This window comes from Pseudomonas sp. Ga0074129, from assembly GCA_001465025.1.
Classification (GTDB): domain Bacteria; phylum Pseudomonadota; class Gammaproteobacteria; order Pseudomonadales; family Pseudomonadaceae; genus Aquipseudomonas.
Map to the genome: position 1 here is coordinate 40061 of LNDO01000081.1, position 16263 is coordinate 56323.

A 16263-nucleotide genomic window follows, 5' to 3' on the forward strand; every position below is an offset into this window, starting at 1 on the left:
TCATAAAGCCAGTGTGCCAGTGCGCACCGAGTGTGGCTATCGGCGCAGTACCAAGTAGAGCCCGCCGGCCAGCATCAGCCAGCTCGGCCAGGCGATCAGGCTGAGCAGCAAACCTTGGCTGGCAGCACCGCCAATCAGCGCTGCACCAAGTAGCCGTGCGGGCCACTGATGGCTGGCGGTCGGCGTTGGCGAGCTGTTGGTTGGTTGTTGGTTGAGGCGTTCCAGCGTTTCGCGGGCGATTTGCGACAGGTGTGGCACTTGTTCGGCTTGCAATTGCAGGTTGCGCAGCAGGTGCAGCGGGCTGATGCGTTCACGCATCCAGCGCTCAAGAAAAGGCTGTGCGGTGCTCCACAGGTCCAGGTCCGGATACAGCTGGCGGCCCAGGCCTTCGATATTCAGCAGGGTTTTCTGTAGCAGTACCAGTTGCGGCTGCACTTCCATGTTGAAGCGTCGCGCGGTCTGGAACAGGCGCAGCAGCACTTGGCCGAAGGAGATATCTTTCAGCGGCTTTTCGAAGATCGGTTCGCACACCGTGCGGATGGCCGCCTCAAAATCATTGATCTTTGTTTCTGCGGGCACCCAACCGGAGTCGATGTGCAGTTGCGCCACGCGGCGGTAATCGCGTTTGAAAAAGGCGATCAAGTTGCGCGCCAGGTAGTCCTGATCTTCGGCAGTGAGGCTGCCGATGATGCCGCAGTCGATGGCGATGTATTGCGGGTCCCAGGGGGTGCGGGTGCTGACAAAGATATTGCCGGGGTGCATGTCAGCATGGAAAAAACTGTCGCGGAACACCTGCGTGAAGAAGATCTCCACGCCGCGTTCGGCCAGTTTTTTCATATCCGTGCGTTGGTCGGCCAGCGTCGCCAGGTCGGTGACCTGAATGCCATAGATGCGCTCCATCACCAGCACTTTCGGCCTGCACAGGTCCCAGTAAACTTGCGGCACATACAGCAGCGGCGAACCGTCGAAGTTGCGGCGCAACTGGCTGGCATTGGCCGCTTCGCGCAGCAGGTCGAGTTCGTCGTAAATGGTTTTCTCGTAGTCGCTGACCACTTCCACCGGGTGCAGGCGACGGGCGTCGGCGGAGGCGCGCTCGGCCAGTTTGGCCAGCAGGAACAGCCAGGCGATGTCCTGTGCAATCACCGGCTCAAGCCCGGGGCGGATGACCTTGACCACCACTTCTTCGCCGCTTTTCAGCTGCGCGGCATGCACTTGTGCCACTGAGGCTGACGCCAGTGGCAGGGCATCAAAACGGGCAAACACCTCTTCGACCTTGGCTCCCAGTTGCGCCTCGATCAGCGCCTGGGCTTTGGCCGGGTCAAAGGGCGGTACTTGGTCTTGCAGCTTGGCCAGCTCATCGGCGATATCCAGCGGCAGCAGGTCGCGGCGGGTGGAGAGTACCTGACCGAATTTGATGAAAATCGGCCCCAGTTCTTCCAGCGCCAAACGCAGGCGCGCACCACGCGACAAGGTTGACGCCTTACGCGGCAGCCAGCGCCAAGGCAGGGCATAGCGCAGCAGGCTGGCCCAAAACGGCAGCGGCAGGTTGAACAGCAAATCATCCAGTTGGTAGCGAATCACCACGCGCTGGATACGCAGCAGACGACGAACGGCAAGCAGCTTCATGCAGTGGGCTTATGGCGTTGGGCGAGGCGCTCGATGCGCGCGTCGAGGCGGTCAAGGGACAGTTTTAGCTGATCCAGTTCGGCAAAGCGCGCATCGGCTTCGCGCTGGCCAACCAGGCTGCGGGATTCTTCGCTGAGGTAGTCCGCCAGGTTCAGGCGCAGGCTGTCGAGGGTCTGGCTGGTCCAACTCACGCGGCTGCGCAGATGACCACTCAGCAGTTGACTGCCAACGGGGCCAAGCCAGCGCGCCAGTTCATATTCCCAGTCCAGTTCCAGGTCCTGAAGAATGCCGGCAAGTGCCAAGAGTGCCGCGCTGTCACCGTCCAGGCTGACCTCGGGGCTGTGCAGGATGCTGGTTTTGTCCTTGCTGGTGGCCAGTCGTAGCAGGCTCGCGGCCGGTGCGCGCAGGTGGCAATCCGCTTCGCCTGCCCATTGGGCCGCCAGTTGCAAACCGCTGGCGCTGGGCAGAATAAACAGCTGCAGATTTGGCGCGAGGCATTCCACGGCAATCACCTGGCCACTCAAACGGGCCAGGCGCGGTAACGCGGTGCTGTCCATCGCCAGTACGCGATTAAGGCCGAGTTCGACCCCGGCCAGCAGCCCAGTGAGGAGCATCAGGGCTTGATGCCGCGGTGCAGGGCAACAATACCGCCCGTCATGTTGTGGAAGGTCACGCGCTCGAAACCGGCTTCCACCATCATGGCCTTGAGGGTGTTCTGATCCGGGTGCATGCGGATCGACTCAGCCAGGTAGCGGTAGCTTTCGGCATCATTGGTGATCAGCTTGCCAGCCAGTGGCATGAACTTGAACGAGTAGGCATCGTAGAACTTCGACAGCAGCGGGCTGGAGGGTTTGGAAAACTCCAGGATCAGCAAGCGACCGCCGGGCTTGAGCACGCGCAGCATCGAGCGGATGGCGTCTTCCTTGTGCGTGACGTTACGCAGACCAAACGCGATGGTCACCACATCGAAATGGTTGTCCGGGAACGGCAGCTTTTCCGCATCGGCTTGAACGAATTTGACGTTGCCCGCGACGCCCTTATCGAGCAGGCGGTCGCGGCCGACCTTGAGCATCGACTCGTTGATGTCGGCGAGGATGACTTCGCCGGTCGGCCCAACCAGGCTGGAAAACTTGCGCGTCAGATCGCCCGTGCCCCCCGCAATGTCCAGCACCCGGTTGCCCGCGCGCACGCCCGACAACTCGATGGTGAAGCGCTTCCACAGGCGATGCATGCCGCCGGACAACACATCATTCATCAGGTCGTATTTGGCCGCTACCGAGTGGAACACTTCGGCGACTTTTTCCGCCTTCTGGCTTTCCGGCACACTCTGGAAGCCAAAGTGCGTGGTGGGTTCGCTGTCGTTGCTGTTGCGCGGGTCGTTCATCTTGGCCTTTCCTGAAGCACGGAGGCTGCGCCTAAAGTGGCGGCCATTCTAAACCTAAAAACTGCTCGCGGCTGCAAACCGTAAGTGCTAAGTCCACGCGTTAAGACTGTGCATGCGCAGGGCTTGCTATAGTCTCGCGACTTAAGGTCGCAGTTAACTGGCGAGGAGAAAGGCCATGGCCAAAATCAACATCGAACGTCCACATAACCTCGGTCGCGAAGTAGCTCGGGAGAAAGCCGAGCAATTGGCCGAGCGTTTGGCGCGTGAGTATGACGTGCGCTACCGCTGGAATGGCGACACCCTTGAGTTCAAGCGCAGCGGTGCCGACGGGCGTATTGATGTACGTGACGACAGTGTGCGTGTGCAGCTCAGCCTGGGCTTATTACTGTCGGCCATGAGCAGCAGCATCAAGCGCGAGATAGAAGAGGTGCTGGATAAAAACCTGCAGGCGTGAGCCGACTTTTAAAACGGCTCCTGGTGTTTTTTTATGGCCTGCCATCCTTGGCGGCCACCCTGCGGGCCGTTGCTGCGCAATGTTAAAAACTGCTCCAGGTAGTTTTTGATGGCCTGCCATCCCTGGCGGCCTCCCTGCGGGCCGTTGCTACGCAACGTTAAAAACTGCTCCAGGCAGTTTTTTCTTACGCTTAGTATGCGGTTTCTAATTTTCATCGATACCGTGTACCTAAGCCTGCATTCCGTGGGCGTTTCCTCGAAACATTTAGAGTGAGGTGCACCATGTCGAAAGTTGCCGTTAAGAAGAAAGTCGTCGTTGAAGAAACCAGCAGCGTGCTGAGCGACGCCAAAATCTACGCCCGCAAAATTTACTTGGCTGGCCTGGGCGCATACGCCAAAGCCGGTCAGGAAGGTTCCGAGTACTTCAAGTCGCTGGTTAAGAGCGGTGAAGGCGTCGAGAAGCAAGGTAAAAAGCTGGTCAACGAACAAGTTGAAGCGGCTAACAGCCAAATCGATAGCGTTAAAACCACTGTGACCAGCAACGTCAACAGCGTGAAAGGCAAGGTTGAAGTGCAACTCGACAAAATCGAGAAGGCTTTCGATAACCGTGTTGCCAGCGCGCTGAACCGTCTGGGCATCCCGTCCAAGCAAGACGTTGAAGTACTGTCTGCTAAGCTGGATGAGCTGAGCGCGTTGCTCGAGCACGTCGCGCGTACCAAATAAGGAGAGCTGGAATGGCTGTCAAAAAGAAAACTGAAAAACAAACCACTACCTGGGTTGGCGAAGTAGAAAAATACTCGCGTCAGATCTGGCTGGCCGGTTTGGGTGCCTACTCTAAAGTCAGCAAGGACGGCACTAAGCTGTTCGACACGCTGGTTAAAGATGGCGAAAAAGCTGAGAAGCTGGCCAAGACCGAAGTCGACAAACAAGTGGGCGCTGTGAAGTCCACCGTTGAGTCGAAAGTAGACTCCGCCAAGTCGAAAGTGGATGAAGTTAAAGACAAGGCGATCGGCAAGTGGGGCGAGTTGGAAGAAGCCTTCGACAAGCGTCTGAACAATGCCATTTCGCGTCTCGGTGTACCGAGCCGCAACGAAGTGAAAGCGCTCAACGCCAAGGTTGAAAGCCTGACCAAGCAGATCGAGCAGTTGACCGGTGTATCGGTTAAATCGGTTAAGCCAGCTGTCAAAAAGGTAGCTGCTAAGCCTGCTGCTGTTAAGCCAGCGGCTAAAGCGGCTGCTAAGCCCGCTGCCAAACCAGCCGTTAAAGCGGTTGCCAAACCAGCCGCTAAGCCTGCTGCCAAGCCAGCGGCAAAACCTGCTGTTAAAGCCGCTGCCAAGCCTGCACCGGCTAAGCCAGCTGCCAAAGCAGCAGCGCCTGCCGCTGCTGCTCCAGTAGCAGCACCTGCTGCCGCTCCGGCCGCTGTTGCTCCGGCTGCACCTGCTACCCAGTCTTAAGACGCTTAGCAGAAACGCAAACGCCCAGCCTAGTGCTGGGCGTTTGCGTTTCTGCGATCAGTCTTCCAGATAGCGTCGGGCCAGATGCTCGGCAGCGTGCCGTGGTTCGTCTGTCAGGTGCGGAGCCACCAGCATCATCACTTGGTACACCACCAGGCGACTTTCGCCTTCACGCCCCAGGATGCGTTGGTAGTCGAGAGAAAACAGCAACGTGAGAGTTATCTGCTCAACCAGCTGGCCCAGCGATTGGGTGTCACTGCGCAATTGACCGTCAATTTGTAGTTGCGCCAGCAGTTCGGCCAAGGCGCGTTTGAGGTTGTTAAGCCAGTGACGCATGCCGCGTTCCAGCTTGGGCAGGCGGCTGGTCAGGTTGGACAAGTCCTGGAACAGAAAACGATAGTGCGCCAAGCGCTCGACAATCAGGTGCAGGAACAACCAGTAATCTTCCACACCCAGTTGCGCATCATCGGGTGGTGATAGCAGCGGGGCGAGTTCACCCTGAAAGCGCTCGAACAACCCGAGGATCAAGGGCTCTTTGCCGTGGAAGTGGTAGTAGAGGTTGCCAGGGCTAATGCCGAGTTCGTTGGCAATTTCCAATGTGGATACATTGGGCTCGCCCTTCTGATTGAACAGGAGCAGGGCACATTCAAGGATTCTGTCGCGGGTTTTCATCCGGTCTTCTTATTTTGTCCGCTTAAGCGGTTATCCATGGCGGACCGTAAGGCGGTCTGCCGTTCTGAATTCAATTAGCGTACGTGCACATAGGTGCCTGGGGCGGCTTCCATGGCGGGGTAATGCTGATTGCCGAGGGCCATCAGCGTTGGGCGCTGTTCGCCCGAGCGCTGCTGAATCCACTCCAGCCAAACCGGCCACCAGCTGCCTTGCACCTGTTCGGCGTCCTCATACCAAGTTTTTGCATCGCGGCCGAGTGTCGGGTTTTCCAGGTAATTGGATTTAGGGTTACCCGACGGGTTAAGGATGCTCTGGATATGGCCGCTGTTGGACAGAATAAAGCGGCGGTTACCGCCCAGCAGCAAGGTCGAGCGATACACAGCATCCCAAGGTGTGATGTGGTCATTGATGCCGGCAACGCTGAAGCTATCGACTGTCACCTTTTGTAGATCCACGGGCGAGCCGCAGACTTCCAAGCCCCGCGGGCGGGTCAGCGGGTTGTGCTTGAAGAAGTCGATCAGGTCGCTGTGAAAAGCTGCAGGCAGGCGCGTGTTGTCGTTGTTCCAGTAAAGAATATCGAAGGCCGGCGGTTGCTTGCCGAGCAAGTAGTTGTTGATCCAGTAATTCCAGATCAGGTCATTGGGGCGCATCCAGGCAAATACTCGCGCCATGTCACGCCCATCCAATACACCTTGCTGATAGGAGCGGCGCTTGGCGGCTTCCAGCGTCAGCTCATCGGCAAACAACATGGCCGGGCTGTCGATCTGACTGTCGAGCAGGCTGACCATGTAGGTGGAGCTGGCCACTTTGCGCAATTGCCGTTTGGCCTGCAGGTGGCCTTGCAGGGCGGCAATGGTCAGCCCGCCGGCGCAGGCACCGAGCAGGTTAACGTCTTTGCTGCCGGTGATTTCACGGCAGGCGTCGATGCCCGCTTCAACGGCCTGCACATAACTCGACAGGCCCCACTCGCGGTGGCGCGGGTCGGGGTTGCGCCAGCTGATGACAAAGGTCTGCAAGCCGTTCTTGAGGGCGTATTGAACAAAGCTCTTTTCGCTGGAAAGGTCGAAGATATAAAACTTGTTGATTTGTGGTGGCACGATCAGCAGTGGCTTGGCGTACTGCTTTTCGCTCAGCGGTTTGTACTGGATCAGCTCCAGCAACTCATTGCGAAACACCACTGCGCCACTGGTGGCGGCCAGGTTACGGCCGACTTCGAAGGCATGTTTGCTGACCTGGCTGGGCATCCCGTCGTTGTTCACCAAGTCGTCAAAGAGGTGCGTCACACCCTTGATCAGGCTGCTGCCGCCGGTATTGAACAGTTCTTTGATGACCTGCGGATTGAGCACGGTGTTGCTGGGGGCCAGAGCATCGCCGAGCAAGGTGGTGACAAAGCGCGCGCGTGCGCGGTCATCGGCATCCAGGCTGCTTTCGTCGATCCAGCTGTTGAGTTGTTTTTGGCAAGCCAGATAAGCCTGCAAGCTACGGCTGTAAAACGGATTGTCGCGCCAGGTTGGGTCAGCGAAGCGCGCATCTTGTGGGTTGACCTTGAAGGGCGTGTCACCCAGCAGAACGCGGCTTAATTGACTGCCCAGGGCCAGGGCATGACGCGCGCTGTGGACGGGTTGCTTGATCCCTTGCAGTGCCAGGCTGCGCAAGGTGGAGAGCAGGTCGCGGCCACGCAAACCAACAACTGCGTTCTGGGCGTTCATCACGCTGCTGCGCGCGGGCAGGGCGCGCTTGGCGGGTTGGTCTCGCATGGGGCAACACTCCGTCGTCAAACCGTGAGACATCAAGGTTGGTAGCTCAGCAGCAAAGCGTGTACCAACGTTGGCGCAAGTGCATTCCAGACCGCTGCGCACTAACTCTCAGGTAATACAACGTGCCCGATTATGGGTCAAGCACTGTGCGTGGCGTGCTGCATCAGTGCGTATTGAGTGGGGGGTTGCCCCTGCATGGGGCTGTCAGCTGTGGCTACGAACGGTCGCCGGTTGTGGGTGCATGATGGCGCGCTGCCGTTCCTCTTCGAGGAATCGCATGATGATCGGTGCAACCGCTTCGGCACGCGTTACCAAGAACAGGTGACCATCATCGATGACATGCAACTCAGAGTTGGGGATGCGCCAAGCGAGCAAGCGCATGTTGACCAGCGGGATAAGCGGGTCATCATCACCGGCCATCACCAGAGTGGGTTGGCGAATCTTGTGCAGCCAGTGAATGCTGGTCCAGCCGAGGCCGGCGAACAGTTGCCAGTAGTAGCCCATCTTGCCGCCCGAGCGAACTTTACTGGCGTGCGCCAGCGCTAGTTTCGGGTCGCGGCGAAAGGCTCCGCCGTAAATTTCCGGTGCAATCTGCACACCGTATGAAGGCTGCACATAGCGCCGTGGGCTGGCCATGCACCAGAGCACCTTGGGCTTGCCCGGCACCATAACGGCACCGGCCGAGGTGGCGGCGAGGATCAGCTTTTTGCAGCGTTCGGGGTAGTCATGGGCGAATTGCTGCGCCAATGCACCACCCCAGGACACGCCAATGGCGTTGACCTGACCGTAGTCGAGGTAATCGAGCATACGTGCCGCCAGCTTGGCCAGACCCGGGAAGCGATACGGTGTGCTGGGTGTGGACGAGCCGCCGACACCAGGGACGTCGAAGGCGATGACTTCCAGGCCCGGATCGAGTGCACGCACGAACGGCATGACCAGTTCCAGGTTGGCCCCGATGCCGTTGAAGATCAGCAGCGGGGTCATCTTGCCGTTGCCGGGGCGAACGGCGGTGCGGATGGTCTGGCCGTCCAGTTCGATGGTGCGGAATGTGAAAGGTATCGACATGCGCAGAAGCCCTATCAGTTAAAACGCTGGATCAAACCCTCCGGGTCTTTTCCAGAAACGCCAGGGCGGAGCCTGGTTCGCCGCGCCGGGTCACATGACCTGGCGGGCGAGCGACACCTCCAGTGTCGCGGGCAGTGATGCGCAGTGCGCAGGGCTCAACGTTCGTGAACGTAGGTGCCAGGCGCTGCTTCGCCGGCCGGGTATTTCTTGTTGCCGAGCTGGGTCGGAGCCTTTTTGTTGGCGCCGGAACGTTCGGCCAGCCAGGTTTGCCAATGCAGCCACCAGGAGTCGGCGTGCTTGGTGGAGCTGGCTTGCCAGGTTTTCGGGTCCGCGTGCAGCTCGGTGTTGGTCATGTAGCGTGCTTTCGGGTTGCCCGGCGGGTTGAGAATGCTTTGGATATGCCCGCTGTTGGACAGTACGAACTCGACGTTGCCGCCAAACAGCTTGGCCGACTTGTAGCACGACTCCCACGGTGTGATGTGGTCAGTGGTGCCGGCCACGCAGTAGAGGTCGCTGGTAACCTGCTTGAGGTCGATCGGCGTGCCGCAGACTTCCAAGGCATTGGCGCGGATCAGCGGGTTGGACTGGAACATGTCGATAAACTCGCCATGCAGCGCAGCCGGCAGGCGGGTGGTGTCGTTGTTCCAGTAGAGAATGTCGAACACCGGCGGCTCGTTGCCGAGCAGGTAGTTGTTGACCCAGTAGTTCCAGATCAGGTCGTTGGGGCGCATCCAGGCGAAGACTTTCGCCATGTCGCTGCCTTCCAGCACACCGGCCTGGTAGGAACGGCGTTTGGCCAGCTCCAGGCTCTTCTCGTCGGCGAACAGCGCCACGTCGGTTTCCAGGCGGTTATCCAGCACGCTGACCAGCAGGGTCAGGGCATGCACCTTCTTCTCACCCAGCGCGGCGTAGTGGCCCAGCAGCGAGGTGGTGGTCAGGCCGCCGGAGCAGGCGCCGAGCATGTTGATGTCTTTGCTGCCGGTGACGGCGATGACCACATCGATGGCTTCTTTCAGCGCTTCGATGTAGGTCGACAGGCCCCACTCGCGGTGCGCCTTGGTCGGGTTGCGCCAGCTCACCACGAAGGTCTGCACGCCGTTGCGCAGCAGGAAACGCGCCACGCTCTTTTCCGGCGACAGGTCGAAGACGTAGAACTTGTTGATCTGTGGCGGCACTACCAGCAGCGGGCGTTCGTGCACCTGCTCGGTGATCGGCTTGTACTGGATCAGTTCCAGCAGGTCGTTGCGGAAGATCACCGCACCGTCGCTGGTGGCGAGGTTCTTGCCGACCTCGAAGGCATTCATGTTGACCTGGCTGGGCATGCCGCCGTTGTGGACGATATCCTTGGCCAGGTGCGACATGCCGTCGAGCAGGCTCTTGCCACCGGTTTCGAAGAAGCGTTTTACGGCCGCCGGGTTGGCCATGCTGTTGGTCGGGGCCATGGCTTCGGTCATCAGGTTGATCACGAAGTGACCACGGCTGGCGTCCTGCTCGGACAGGTTGCTGTGCTCAACCCAGTCATGCAGCTCTTTGCGCCAGGCCAGGTAGGTCTGCAGGTAGCGGCGGTACAGCGGATTCTGGCTCCAGGCCGGATCGGCAAAGCGCCGGTCGCCTTCGGCGGGGGTGAGGTCGGATTGGCCGAGCATCACGTTCTTCAGCTCCAGGCTGAAGTGGGCAAGGTGTTTGGCGCTGTGCAGCGGCTGTTTGAGGGCTTGCTTGAGCACGATGCGCGCGGAGCTGAGCAGGTCTTTACCACGGATGCCGATTACCGGGTTAAGCCCCAAGGTGTTCTCGGAGGCCTGGTTTTTCAGGTCATCATTATTCTTATCTGTCATCTACAACGCTCCATTGTCCTGAGACGAAATACCGGCATACGGCTGTGCACGGCGACACAGGGCTAAAACCTGCTCCAAGTCTGCTGCGCGTCGGTCTTGCTGCGTTAAAACCAGACTCGGAATGCTCATGTACAAACGTACACTCCGCTTCCTCGCCTGTTTTTGCCTTGCATGACTCTAGCTCGCGAGACTTTGAGCAGGTTCCATGAACCAGGTATTGCCCGGATTACCAAGGGCGGATCGCTCCGCAATCTTCCCTGCAACTGGCCTGGCCAGAAACAGGAAAATTTCCAACTACTTGGTTACCCGAGTTTGTGAATTTTTGCAAGCTGGCCGCGATCTTGGCCGAATGCGCGACAAGTATGCAGAGAAGGATTAGAAAATGCGCTCTAACCGGCCAGGAACAACGGCCTAGAGGGGTTGCTGCACTGCGGCAGATTGTCGCCCGGCAGGTTTGTCCTGGGGAAAAAACCGAGGCTGCATGGGGCTGTACCTGACAGGCCGCACGTGGAGTGTCAGAGCAGCAGGCGCACCACGCTCTCGCTGGGGTCGCGGGATTTGCCGGCGGCGGCCAGGGCGGCCAGGTAATCGTTCCACAGCTCGTTTTGCCGGATGGCCAGCTGTTCCAGATAGTCCCAGCTGAACAGACCGCTGTCGTGGCCGTCATCGAAGGTCAGCTTGAGGGCGTAATTGCCGGCGGGTTCGATTTTGCTCAGGCCGACGCCGAGCTTGCCGGTTTGCAGAATGGGCTTGCCATGGCCCTGCACCTCGGCCGAGGGCGAATGCACACGCAGGAACTCGGCGGGCAGGGTGTAGCGCTCGTCCGCCCCGTAATGCAGCTCCAGGGTTTTCGAGGCTTTGTGCAGTTTGATCGCGGTTGGGATGCGCATGGACGGGTTCCGCAGGGAATGTAGGAGCGAGCTTGCTCGCGATCATGCCAAATCGCGCACAGGCTCGCTCCTACAGACTGCTTTTAGAGGATATAACGCGACAGATCTTCATCCTGCGCCAGCTCGCCGAGGTGACTGTTGACGTAGGCGGCGTCGATCACGATGGGCGCGCCATTCTGCTGGCCGGCCAGGTCGCCGGCGCTGAAGGAGACTTCTTCCAGCAGGCGTTCGAGCAGGGTGTGCAGGCGGCGTGCGCCAATGTTCTCGGTCTTCTCGTTGACCTGCCAGGCGATCTCGGCGATGCGCTTGATGCCGTCCTGGGCGAACTGGATGCCCAAGCCTTCGGTGTGCAGCAGCGCGGCGTATTGCTCGGTGAGCGAGGCGTGCGGTTCGCTGAGGATGCGCTCAAAGTCCTGCGGGGTCAGGGCTTTCAGCTCCACGCGAATCGGCAGGCGGCCTTGCAGCTCGGGCACCAGGTCGCTCGGCTTGCTGAGGTGGAAGGCACCGGAAGCGATAAACAGGATGTGGTCGGTTTTCACCATGCCCAGCTTGGTGTTCACCGTACAGCCTTCGATCAGCGGCAGCAGGTCGCGCTGCACGCCTTCACGGGACACATCGGCACCGCCGACATTGCCGCGCTTGGCCACCTTGTCGATCTCGTCGATAAACACGATGCCATTCTGCTCCACGGCTTCCAGGGCCTGGGCCTTGAGTTCTTCCTCGTTGACCAGGCGCGCGGCTTCTTCATCGCGCACCATCTTCAGGGCTTCCTTGACCTTGAGCTTGCGGCTCTTCTTCTTGCCCTTACCCATGTTGGAAAACAGGCTTTGCAGCTGATTGGTCATCTCTTCCATGCCCGGCGGGGTCATGATTTCGATGCCGGCCGGCGCATCGGCCACGTCGATCTCGATGTCCTTGTCGTCCAGCTGCCCCTCACGCAGGCGTTTGCGGAACAGCTGGCGGGTGTTGGAATCGCTGGCCGGGGCGGCCTCTTCATTGAAACCGGTGCGGGCTGGCGGCAGCAGGGCATCGAGGATGCGCTCTTCGGCAGCGTCCTCGGCACGGTGGCGAACCTTGATCATCTCCTGCTCGCGCAGCATCTTGATCGCGGCATCGGCCAGATCGCGGATGATCGACTCGACATCGCGGCCGACATAGCCGACTTCGGTGAACTTGGTTGCTTCCACCTTGATAAACGGTGCGTTGGCCAGCTTGGCCAAGCGACGGGCGATTTCGGTTTTGCCGACACCGGTCGGGCCGATCATCAGGATGTTCTTCGGCGTCACTTCCTGGCGCAGCTCGGCGGGCAGTTGCATGCGCCGCCAGCGGTTGCGCAGGGCAATGGCCACGGCGCGCTTGGCGTCGTCCTGGCCGATGATGTGGCGGTTGAGTTCGGAAACGATCTCGCGGGGCGTCATGGACATGCGGGGGTACTCCAGAGGAGAGCGCGCTTATTCAGCGCAGTCTTCTTCCTCGATAGTCAGATTCTGGTTGGTGAACACGCAGATGGAGCCGGCAATGTTCAGCGCGGTTTCGGTGATTTCACGGGCGCTCAAATCGGTTTTCTGCAACAGAGCCATGGCTGCGGCCTGGGCGAAGCCGCCGCCGGAGCCCATGGCGATCAGGCCGTGTTCGGGCTCAACCACGTCACCGTTGCCGGTAATGATCAGCGAGGCGTCCTTGTTGGCGACTGCCAGCATGGCTTCCAGGCGGCTCAGCGAACGATCGGTACGCCAGTCTTTGGCCAGCTCGACGGCGGCGCGGATCAGATGACCCTGGTGTTTTTCCAGTTGGCCTTCGAAGCGTTCGAACAGGGTAAAGGCGTCGGCAGTGGCACCGGCAAAGCCGGCCAGCACCTGGCCGTGGTACAGGCGACGGACTTTTTTCGCGTTGCCTTTCATCACGGTATTGCCGAGGGACACCTGGCCGTCGCCGCCCATGACGACTTTGCCGTTGCGGCGCACTGAAACGATGGTGGTCAAGGGGAGAGTCTCCACGCAGCGGGGCGAAAGTGCCCAATGCTGAGTGAAGTGGGGGCGCGGCGGGCTGGGTTCAAGCCCCGAGGCGCTTGCTGTCAGACAAAAATTCCTGCAGCCACGCCTCAGTGCTCGAAATGACGGGGCTTAGGGCACCTGCCGCTGCTGTAACAACAGATTACTGAAACCGCTGGCGGCGAGGGACTTCTGCGCTTGGCCGAGTTGTTCGCGCGTGGCGTAGGGGCCGACCAGCACACGGTGCCAGGTTTCTTCACGTACTTTGCCAGACTCCACGCGCACGCTCTGCCCAAGCAGGATGAACTGCGCACGCAGGCTGTCGGCATCGTCTTTACGGCGGAATGAGCCTGCCTGCAGGAAGAACTGCGAGGTGGTTGGAGCCTTTGCGACCACGGGTGGCGGTGGTGGCACCTGGCCGTTGAGCGCGGCTTCGGCGCGGGCCGCGTCAATCTTCGCCGCTTCTTCCGGGGTGACCGGTTTTTGTTCGGCCACCGGCGGCGGGGTGGGCTCGATCGGTTGCGGCGGCAGAATGACTTCCGATTCCGGCAGCAGGGTGTAGAAGTCGTATTTGGGTTTTTCCGGCTCGCGGCTGACCGGTGCGCTGGCCTTGGCTTTAGCGGCCTGCGCAGCGGCTTGTTCGGCCTTTACGCGTTTAATTTCGTCGCTGCCGGGTTCCAGACTAAAGAGAAATACCATGAAGCCGCCAACCACCAAGCCGCAGATTAGCCAGAACCAACCCGGCACCGGCTTTTTCGCCGGGGCTTGGTAGCGGCTGGCACCGCGTTTGGGGGCTGGCTTCTTCTTGGCGGCCACTTACATGCGCTCCAGGGTTTCCAGGCCCAGCAGCTCCAGGCCTTGCTTGAGCGTGCGGCCGGTCAGGGCGGCGAGGCGCAGGCGGCTGTTGCGCAGGGTTTCGTCTTCGCTGGCGAGGATTGGGCAGTTTTCGTAGAAGCTGGAGAACAGCCCGGCTAGGTCGTACAGGTAGGCGCACAGCAGGTGCGGTTCGCCTTTGTCGGCAACGCCGGCCAGCACTTCACCGAATTGCGCGAGCTTGCCCGCCAGTTCGATTTCCTGAGGGGCTTGCAGGTCGAGTTGGCCCTCAACCTCGGCAAAACCCTTGCCCAGTTTGCGGAAGATGCTGGCCACGCGGGTGTAGGCGTACAGCAGGTAGGGCGCGGTGTTGCCCTCAAAGCTCAGCATCAGCTCGAAGTTAAAGCGGTAGTCGCTGGTGCGGTGCTTGGACAGGTCGGCGTATTTCACCGCGCCAATGCCCACCGCGCGGGCGATCTGGCGTAGTTCGGCATCGTCCAGTTCGGGGTTCTTGCCTTTAACCAAGGCATAAGCGCGCTCTTCGGCTTCATCGAGCAGGTCGACCAGCTTCACTGTGCCGCCGTCGCGGGTTTTGAACGGGCGGCCGTCAGCGCCGTTCATGGTGCCAAAGCCCATGTGTTCCATTTGCATTGCGGCGGGGACGAAACCGGCCAGGCGCGCAGCGGCAAAGACCATCTGGAAGTGCAGCGCCTGGCGCTGGTCGACGAAATACAGCACGCGGTCGGCCTTCAGCACATTGGCGCGGTAGCGCGTGGCGGCCAGGTCGGTGGTGGCGTAGAGGTAGCCACCGCCAGCCTTTTGCACGATCAGCGGCAGCGGATTGCCTTCGGCGTTTGTGAACGCGTCCATGAACACGCACTGCGCGCCGTCGCTCTCCGTCAGCAGGCCTTTGGCCTTGAGGTCGGCGACCACGTTGGCCAGGTCGTCGTTGTAGGCGCTTTCGCCTTTGACGTCGGCCATGCTCAGCTTCACGCCCAGGCGGTCATACAGTGCCTGGCAGTGGCTCAGGGAAATATCGTTAAAGCGATGCCACAGGCGCAGGCATTCGGCATCACCCGCTTGCAGTTGCACCACCAACTCGCGGGCGCGCTCGGCGAACTCGGGGGAGTCGTCGAAGCGTTTTTTCGCTGCGCGGTAGAAACCCTCTAGGTCGGCCAACTCGCTTTCGGCAGCGGCGGGGTTTTCTTGCATAAAGGCCAGCAGCATGCCGAATTGGGTGCCCCAGTCGCCAACGTGGTTCTGGCGGATTACTTCGTCGCCGAGGAACTCCAGCACGCGCGCGACACCGTCACCGATGATGGTCGAGCGCAGGTGGCCGACGTGCATCTCTTTGGCCAGGTTGGGGGCCGACAAATCGACCACCACGCGCTGCGCCGGGCCATTTTTGCGCACGCCGAGCGTGGCATCGGCCAGCAGGGCGTCGAGGCGCGCGGCCAAGGCTTGGGTGTTCTGATAGAAATTGAGGAAGCCCGGCCCGGCAATCTCGACCTTGCTGATGCTGGCGTCGGTCGGCAGTGCGGCAATCAGCTTTTCGGCCAGGTCACGCGGCTTCATGCCAGCCGGCTTGGCCAGCATCATGGCGATGTTGCTGGCGAAATCGCCGTGAGTCTTGTCCTTGGTGTTCTCCACTTGAATGGCCGGGCTCAGGCCTTCCGGCAGCACGCCGTCGGCAGTGAGGCGGGTCAGGGCTTGCTGGATCAGGTGGCGAATGCTGTCTTTCATGGTCTGCTCGGTCGGCCGATGGGGCGGCGGCGCACAATGGCGCTGGTTGAAAACTGCGCATTATCGACGCCCTTCGCCCGCCGCTTCAAGCAGCGCGTGGTTTTAACAGCTTACGATTAGGGTCAGTCCTCTGCGCATCTGTCCAACCCATGTCTTTTAGCTCCGCGCACGGCGTAAAAGGCTTGAGCTGGATATTGTCGAGTGGATTCTTTGTTGGCGGCTTGATGGCAACGCGACGGGTCGTAAGGCGCCTAGCGACAATTGATCCCGGCTTAAGCATAAGTTTCATAACTGTATGTGAGGAAGATAAGATTTAATCTGCGCGGGTGCTTTCAAAGCAGGCGTGCGCTGTAATGAGAGTGTCATTTTGATTGAGCGCTTAGCGCAAAAGACGCAGTGCCTGTAGTGGCTTACCTGTATCAGGGTGCGGCATTTTTTGAAGAGATTTGCAGGTGCGATCGATAGTTTGGCGTTGCTTTGATGGTGGGCGGTTGCAGGGGCTGAGTGCAACACGGTTATTGAATTGAAGCAGGCGCAGCATGATGCATTCCTACCACCTCTGTCATGACTTCAATCGGGC

Annotated in this window: 16 protein-coding genes; 3 read left to right on the plus strand and 13 right to left on the minus strand. The window is 60.0% G+C overall.

Annotated features, from left to right (window positions below):
- Positions 1-36: 36 nt before the first annotated feature.
- The 3 genes from ubiB to ubiE are packed head-to-tail and all read right to left on the minus strand — an operon-like array spanning position 37 to position 3010.
- The gene (gene ubiB, locus AUK77_RS11195) at positions 37-1626 is read right to left on the minus strand and encodes a ubiquinone biosynthesis regulatory protein kinase UbiB (protein ID WP_296129606.1); all 1590 of its coding nucleotides are present in this window, start codon (positions 1624-1626) and stop codon (positions 37-39) included.
- Positions 1623-2240: an SCP2 sterol-binding domain-containing protein gene (locus AUK77_RS11200; protein ID WP_296129609.1), complete on the minus strand. Its 618-nt coding sequence runs from the start codon at positions 2238-2240 to the stop codon at positions 1623-1625. Before AUK77_RS11200 ends, ubiB begins: the two co-directional genes overlap by 4 nt.
- On the minus strand, positions 2240-3010 hold the full coding sequence (ubiE, locus tag AUK77_RS11205) for a bifunctional demethylmenaquinone methyltransferase/2-methoxy-6-polyprenyl-1,4-benzoquinol methylase UbiE (RefSeq protein ID WP_296129612.1): 771 nt from the start codon (positions 3008-3010) through the stop codon (positions 2240-2242). Before ubiE ends, AUK77_RS11200 begins: the two co-directional genes overlap by 1 nt.
- A gap of 175 nt (positions 3011-3185) precedes the next feature.
- Between ubiE and AUK77_RS11210 the strand changes: the two genes are divergently transcribed.
- The 3 genes from AUK77_RS11210 (at position 3186) to AUK77_RS11220 (ending at position 4917) form a co-directional block, all read left to right on the plus strand.
- Complete coding sequence (locus AUK77_RS11210; protein ID WP_296129615.1) at positions 3186-3464, plus strand: polyhydroxyalkanoic acid system family protein; 279 nt, start codon at positions 3186-3188, stop codon at positions 3462-3464.
- A gap of 281 nt (positions 3465-3745) precedes the next feature.
- Entirely contained in the window at positions 3746-4186 is a 441-nt protein-coding gene (locus AUK77_RS11215) for a phasin family protein (protein WP_296129617.1), read from the plus strand.
- 11 nt (positions 4187-4197) lie between these two features.
- Positions 4198-4917, plus strand: coding sequence for a phasin family protein (locus AUK77_RS11220; RefSeq protein WP_296129620.1), 720 nt, complete (start codon positions 4198-4200; stop codon positions 4915-4917).
- 57 nt (positions 4918-4974) lie between these two features.
- On the opposite strand, the gene AUK77_RS11225 is transcribed toward AUK77_RS11220, so the two are convergent.
- From AUK77_RS11225 to AUK77_RS11270, 10 genes are all read right to left on the minus strand, one after another.
- Complete coding sequence (locus AUK77_RS11225) at positions 4975-5589, minus strand: TetR/AcrR family transcriptional regulator (protein WP_296129623.1); 615 nt, start codon at positions 5587-5589, stop codon at positions 4975-4977.
- Between the two features lie 74 nt (positions 5590-5663).
- Entirely contained in the window at positions 5664-7346 is a 1683-nt protein-coding gene (phaC, locus tag AUK77_RS11230; protein ID WP_296129625.1) for a class II poly(R)-hydroxyalkanoic acid synthase, read from the minus strand.
- A 204-nt stretch (positions 7347-7550) separates the two neighbouring features.
- Complete coding sequence (gene phaZ / locus AUK77_RS11235; RefSeq protein ID WP_296129629.1) at positions 7551-8411, minus strand: poly(3-hydroxyalkanoate) depolymerase; 861 nt, start codon at positions 8409-8411, stop codon at positions 7551-7553.
- A gap of 155 nt (positions 8412-8566) precedes the next feature.
- Entirely contained in the window at positions 8567-10246 is a 1680-nt protein-coding gene (gene phaC, locus AUK77_RS11240; RefSeq protein WP_296129631.1) for a class II poly(R)-hydroxyalkanoic acid synthase, read from the minus strand.
- A gap of 515 nt (positions 10247-10761) precedes the next feature.
- The gene (locus AUK77_RS11245) at positions 10762-11136 is read right to left on the minus strand and encodes a DUF971 domain-containing protein (RefSeq protein WP_296129634.1); all 375 of its coding nucleotides are present in this window, start codon (positions 11134-11136) and stop codon (positions 10762-10764) included.
- An 83-nt stretch (positions 11137-11219) separates the two neighbouring features.
- The gene (gene hslU / locus AUK77_RS11250; RefSeq protein WP_296129636.1) at positions 11220-12560 is read right to left on the minus strand and encodes an HslU--HslV peptidase ATPase subunit; all 1341 of its coding nucleotides are present in this window, start codon (positions 12558-12560) and stop codon (positions 11220-11222) included.
- Positions 12561-12587: 27 nt separating this feature from the next.
- The gene (gene hslV, locus AUK77_RS11255) at positions 12588-13118 is read right to left on the minus strand and encodes an ATP-dependent protease subunit HslV (RefSeq protein WP_233685389.1); all 531 of its coding nucleotides are present in this window, start codon (positions 13116-13118) and stop codon (positions 12588-12590) included.
- A gap of 141 nt (positions 13119-13259) precedes the next feature.
- Positions 13260-13943 (minus strand): SPOR domain-containing protein, encoded by a 684-nt coding sequence (locus AUK77_RS11260; protein WP_296129638.1) that lies wholly within the window; start codon positions 13941-13943, stop codon positions 13260-13262.
- Complete coding sequence (gene argS, locus AUK77_RS11265) at positions 13944-15683, minus strand: arginine--tRNA ligase (protein WP_296129641.1); 1740 nt, start codon at positions 15681-15683, stop codon at positions 13944-13946. It abuts the gene before it with no gap.
- A gap of 379 nt (positions 15684-16062) precedes the next feature.
- Positions 16063-16224: a hypothetical protein gene (locus AUK77_RS11270; RefSeq protein WP_296129644.1), complete on the minus strand. Its 162-nt coding sequence runs from the start codon at positions 16222-16224 to the stop codon at positions 16063-16065.
- Positions 16225-16263 lie beyond the last annotated feature (39 nt).

Excerpts from the sequence above, each read along its gene's own strand:
- AUK77_RS11215 (WP_296129617.1), top strand. The coding sequence starts at position 3,746 with ATGTCGAAAGTTGCCGTTAAGAAGAAAGTCGTCGTTGAAGAAACCAGC.
- hslU (WP_296129636.1), bottom strand. The coding sequence starts at position 12,560 with ATGTCCATGACGCCCCGCGAGATCGTTTCCGAACTCAACCGCCACATC.
- AUK77_RS11270 (WP_296129644.1), bottom strand. The coding sequence starts at position 16,224 with ATGCTGCGCCTGCTTCAATTCAATAACCGTGTTGCACTCAGCCCCTGC.
- AUK77_RS11210 (WP_296129615.1), top strand. The coding sequence starts at position 3,186 with ATGGCCAAAATCAACATCGAACGTCCACATAACCTCGGTCGCGAAGTA.
- AUK77_RS11245 (WP_296129634.1), bottom strand. The coding sequence starts at position 11,136 with ATGCGCATCCCAACCGCGATCAAACTGCACAAAGCCTCGAAAACCCTG.
- phaC (WP_296129625.1), bottom strand. The coding sequence starts at position 7,346 with ATGCGAGACCAACCCGCCAAGCGCGCCCTGCCCGCGCGCAGCAGCGTG.
- AUK77_RS11225 (WP_296129623.1), bottom strand. The coding sequence starts at position 5,589 with ATGAAAACCCGCGACAGAATCCTTGAATGTGCCCTGCTCCTGTTCAAT.
- phaC (WP_296129631.1), bottom strand. The coding sequence starts at position 10,246 with ATGACAGATAAGAATAATGATGACCTGAAAAACCAGGCCTCCGAGAAC.
- AUK77_RS11200 (WP_296129609.1), bottom strand. The coding sequence starts at position 2,240 with ATGCTCCTCACTGGGCTGCTGGCCGGGGTCGAACTCGGCCTTAATCGC.
- phaZ (WP_296129629.1), bottom strand. The coding sequence starts at position 8,411 with ATGTCGATACCTTTCACATTCCGCACCATCGAACTGGACGGCCAGACC.
- AUK77_RS11220 (WP_296129620.1), top strand. The coding sequence starts at position 4,198 with ATGGCTGTCAAAAAGAAAACTGAAAAACAAACCACTACCTGGGTTGGC.
- argS (WP_296129641.1), bottom strand. The coding sequence starts at position 15,683 with ATGAAAGACAGCATTCGCCACCTGATCCAGCAAGCCCTGACCCGCCTC.
- ubiB (WP_296129606.1), bottom strand. The coding sequence starts at position 1,626 with ATGAAGCTGCTTGCCGTTCGTCGTCTGCTGCGTATCCAGCGCGTGGTG.
- ubiE (WP_296129612.1), bottom strand. The coding sequence starts at position 3,010 with ATGAACGACCCGCGCAACAGCAACGACAGCGAACCCACCACGCACTTT.